The sequence below is a fragment of the Aeromonas sp. HMWF017 genome (genome assembly GCF_003061465.1).
In the GTDB taxonomy this organism is placed as follows: Bacteria; Pseudomonadota; Gammaproteobacteria; order Enterobacterales; family Aeromonadaceae; genus Aeromonas; species Aeromonas veronii.
Genome location: NZ_QAJD01000088.1, coordinates 82,251 through 86,034, shown reverse-complemented (window position 1 = coordinate 86,034; position 3,784 = coordinate 82,251). Strand labels below are relative to the sequence as shown.

The window sequence follows — 3,784 nt, the reverse complement described above, 5'->3', positions numbered from 1 at the left end:
GGGGTAGAGCGCCTCGACCCCCAGGGTGAACACCGGGGTGAGTTGCTCGCTGCCGAGATCGCCGTTGGCCTGATAGTGCCAGAGGATGAGCCGATCGGCCCCCAAGCTTTCTTTAAGGGCCTCGAGCAGGGGCGCATACTGTTGCTGGCTCGCCATCTGGCTGAGGCGCGGCAGTTGCAATGCCAGATCGGCGATGGGCTCCTGGCGAAGGTTCTGCAGACAGATGAGCCAGAAGCCATCCTGCTCGTGGGCGAGGGCGATATGCCACAACTGGCTGGCAAAGCGCACGGTGATCTTGCCGCCATGGCCGTTGGCCAACAGTTGTTCGATGGGCAGGCGCAGGGCATCGGGCAGTTGGGCAGGCCAGGGGGCGCGCGGTTCGTCGAGCCAGTAGAGCGGGGTTTGCATCACGTCGGTCAGGGCGACCAGCCGTTGACTGCGCAGGTCCAGACGAAAAAAGAGTGGCGTCTGGAGGGCAGGAGGAAGATGACTGAGTGCGGTAGACGACATGAACAAACAACATCCTGTTAAGCAACCGTCGGGGTTGCAAGAATACTGCAAAATGGTGTGAAACAAAATTTCATTGAATTCTAAATTAGAAAAGTCTAATTTATTGCCCATTATCATGTATGAGGAGTCTTGCAGATGAAACGGATCCTGATTATCGGTGGTGTCGCGGGGGGCGCATCGGCGGCGGCTCGTGCTCGTCGTTTGAGTGAAGAGGCAGAGATCGTGATGTTCGAGCGGGGCGAGTTTGTCAGCTTCGCCAACTGCGGTCTGCCCTATCACATCGGGGGCGATATCCCCGACCGGGATGCCTTGCTGCTGCAGACTCCCCAGAGTTTCAAGCGCCGTTTCAACGTCGATGTGCGGGTCTTCCACGATGTGATTGAGATCGACAAGGCGGGCAAGACCTTGCTGGTGCGCAACCTGCAAACCGGTGAAGAGCAGCGCGAGCATTACGATGTGCTGCTGCTGAGCCCGGGCGCCGCGCCGATCCGTCCTCCTTTCCCCGGTATCGACAGCCCCCATGTTTATACCCTGCGCAACATCCCGGATATGGATCGCATTCTGGCGGCTCTGCATCACGATCAGCCGCGCCACGTCACTGTGGTGGGCGGCGGTTTTATTGGACTTGAGATGATGGAGGCGCTGCATCAGCGCAAGCTGGATGTCACCCTGCTGGAGTTGGCCGATCAGGTGATGGCACCGGTGGACAAGGAGATGGCCAACATGCTCCATGCCCGCATCCGGGAAGAGGGGATCGACCTGCGCCTGCGCACCGGCCTCACCGCCATCGAGAGTCTGGATCTGCCTGCCGAGAAGACCTCCGCCGTACCGACCGCCAAAAGCGGTGGCCTGCGCCTGACCCTCAATGACGGTTCCCATCTTGATACCGGCCTGCTGATCCTCGCCATCGGCGTCAAACCCGAAACCCTGCTCGCCGCCAAAGCAGGGCTGGAGCTGGGCCCGCGGGGCGGCATCAAGGTCGATGTTGGGATGCGTACCTCGGATCCCTTCATCTACGCGGTGGGGGATGCGGTGGAAGAGATCGACTTCGTCACCGGCGAATCTGTGCTGATCCCGCTGGCGGGCCCGGCCAACCGGCAGGGGCGCATCGCCGCCGACAATATGCTGGGCCGAGCCGAAACCTACAAGAAGACGCAAGGGACAGCCATCTGCAAGCTGTTCGATCTGGCGGTGGCCAGCACCGGCCTCAACGAGAAGCGACTGGTGCAACTGGGATTGCCGTTCGAGAAGGTCTATGTCCACCCGGGCAGCCACGCCGGTTACTACCCCGGCGCCCATCCGGTCAGCCTCAAGCTGCTGTTTGCCCCGGATGGCAAGATTTACGGTGCCCAGGCCATCGGCAAGGATGGCATCGACAAGCGCATCGACGTGCTGGCGGTGGCCCAGCGTGCCGGTCTCACCGTGTTTGACCTGCAGGATCTGGAGCTCACCTATGCGCCGCCATTCGGGTCGGCCAAGGATGTGATCAACATGGCGGGCTTTGTGGCAAGCAACCATCTGAAGGGGGACACCCTGCTCTGCCACGTGGCCGAGGTGCAGGCTCGTAACCCCCATCAGCTGGTGGTGGATGTGCGCAATGGCCCGGAGCTCGACAAGCTGGGCCGCATTCCGGGGGCGCTGCATATCCCCCTCGACGAGTTGCGTGGTCGCCTCCATGAGTTGCCCAAAGAGAAAGAGCTGCTGATCAGCTGTCAGGTCGGGCTGCGCGGCCATGTCGCCTGCCGCCTGCTGAGCCAACACGGCTTTAAAGTGAAGAATCTCTCCGGCGGCTTTAAAACCTGGCAGATGGCCACCGCCGAGTAACCGTTTTATTTCTGTGCCTGTTTGCCCCTCTCCCTTGTGCGTGCAAGATGAGGGGCTTTTTGTTTCTGCTTTTCGCCCTTCTTGCATTCCCCTCGTTGCTGCAATATTTCGACACACTTTATTTCCTGTGCCGGACAAAATTAACGTTTTGTTCAGGGGATGGGTGCTATAACCCCTGCCTCGTTCATGATGAACCGTGTAGTAGGGAGAGTGACATGCTGGATATGCTGATGGCCATTTGGCATCAGGATTTTGACGCCCTGGTTCAGATGCAGGCGGTACCCCTGCTGATCAGTTGCCTGATGCTGGTACTGCTGCTGGAGTCCGCATTCGTCTTCCTGCCCCTGCCGGGGGACAGCCTGGTACTACTGGCCGGTGGGTTGGTTGGCATGGGTGTGTTTGGCCCTGAAGTGACTCTTGTCTATCTGCCGTTGGCTGCAGGCATAGGTTCTGTGCTCGCCTACTGGCAGGGGCGGGCCCTGCAGCGCACCCGCTTTATGGATCATATCGAACGGATGTTGCCTCCCGACAGCCTGCCCAAGGCGACCCGGCTGCTGAAAAAGTACGGTTTTCTGGCGATGTTCTCCTCCCGTTTTATCCCGTTTGTGCGGGTGCTGACCCCCATGCTGATGGGGATTGGCCGCCTGAGCGTGCTGCGGATGTGCGTAGCCAGCTGTGCCAGTGCCTTTATGTGGGCGCTCTGCCTCAGTTTGGTGGGCAAACTGGCGATGAATACCCCCTTCTTCCTCCACCACAGCGAACTGTTGACCCGGGCCCTGCTCATTACCTCGCTGGTGCTGTTTCTGGCGGCCGTCATGGCCATCCTGTTTCGCTGGTTCAAAGGCGGAGCAAAAAACGAGACCAGCCACGACTAGATGACAACCCTTGCCGCACTGGATCAGTGGGCAAGGGGGTTCTCGTGCTGCAGGGGCGCGGAATTGTGCCCATTCGGGTAATGAGCTTTGTGTCGGGTGAGCAGGATGCCTTATCCTGTTTCCAGCCACGCTGCGTTTGCAGTGCTCCAACTCGGGATGGAACCTATGCGCCTCTTCGACTCTCCCTCTGCTTCTCACCGCTCTACCGCCGGAACCGGCGCTCTGCGCCGCCGCTGCTCGGCCCTGCTGCTATCCGGGCTGACAGGTTTGCTGCTGGCTGGTTGTGGCCCTGACAAGCCCGCCAGCCAAGTACCGACCACAGAATCCACTGCGCAGCAGGAGGCCGGGGCGCCAACTTCTGTAGTGCAGGCCAATGCCCGCCAATATCGCGATGCCCCGGCGCTGGCGCTGGTCTTCTCCGGCCCCTTGGCGCCCAAGGCCAATTGGCAGAGCTGGCTTTCGGTCAGCGAGGGGGGCAAGCAGGTGCAGGGGGAGTGGATCCTGGCCGACGATGGTCGCACCCTCTATTTCCCGAACGTGCAGCCCGACAAAAGCTATGAGGTGAGCCTCAAGGC

At 60.5% G+C, this 3,784-nt stretch carries 3 protein-coding genes and 1 pseudogene; 3 read left to right on the top strand and 1 reads right to left on the bottom strand.

Annotation, left to right across the window (positions count from 1 at the left end):
* Nucleotides 1-510: pseudogene (locus tag DBR30_RS08510) on the bottom strand (bifunctional diguanylate cyclase/phosphodiesterase); the annotation flags it as partial.
* A 135-nt stretch (nt 511-645) separates the two neighbouring features.
* On the opposite strand from DBR30_RS08510, the gene DBR30_RS08505 reads away from it, so the two are divergent.
* From DBR30_RS08505 to DBR30_RS21925, 3 genes are all read left to right on the top strand, one after another.
* Nucleotides 646-2,334, top strand: coding sequence for an FAD-dependent oxidoreductase (locus tag DBR30_RS08505; RefSeq protein WP_108541270.1), 1,689 nt, complete (start codon nt 646-648; stop codon nt 2,332-2,334).
* Between the two features lie 215 nt (nt 2,335-2,549).
* Complete coding sequence (locus DBR30_RS08500) at nt 2,550-3,209, top strand: DedA family protein (RefSeq protein WP_108541269.1); 660 nt, start codon at nt 2,550-2,552, stop codon at nt 3,207-3,209.
* A 165-nt stretch (nt 3,210-3,374) separates the two neighbouring features.
* A partial coding sequence (locus DBR30_RS21925) for a hypothetical protein (RefSeq protein WP_258224360.1) occupies nt 3,375-3,784 on the top strand: 410 nt, incomplete at its 3' end.